Here is a 270-nt window from a genome sequence, read left to right as displayed (position 1 = left end):
TAGTTGGCGTTGGTAAAAATAATCCACTCAATAAAGTGATCTGCCAGTTGCTCGCTGCAAGCAAGCATCAGATTACAATTTGTACGCCTTATTTCAATTTTCCTTTAGCGGTCACCAGAGAAATCAATCGCGCCTTAAAACGTGGCGTTAAGATTGATATTATCGTTGGCGATAAAACTGCGAATGATTTTTTTATTCCGCCAGATCAGGCGTTTAAAATCATTGCTGCTTTACCTTATCTGTACGAGACTAATTTGCGTCGCTTTGCAA

1 protein-coding gene is annotated in these 270 nt (G+C 39.6%); it reads left to right on the top strand.

Annotation, left to right across the window (positions count from 1 at the left end):
- On the top strand, window positions 1-270 hold a 270-nt coding region (locus tag QN347_RS19980; RefSeq protein WP_323494426.1), incomplete at both ends, for a phospholipase D-like domain-containing protein.

The organism is Sphingomonas sp. 10B4 (genome assembly GCF_035019905.1).
GTDB classification, from domain to species: domain Bacteria; phylum Pseudomonadota; class Alphaproteobacteria; order Sphingomonadales; family Sphingomonadaceae; genus Sphingomonas; species Sphingomonas glacialis.
The sequence above is the reverse complement of the archived record's forward strand: the minus strand, read 5'-3'. Positions and strand labels throughout refer to the sequence as shown.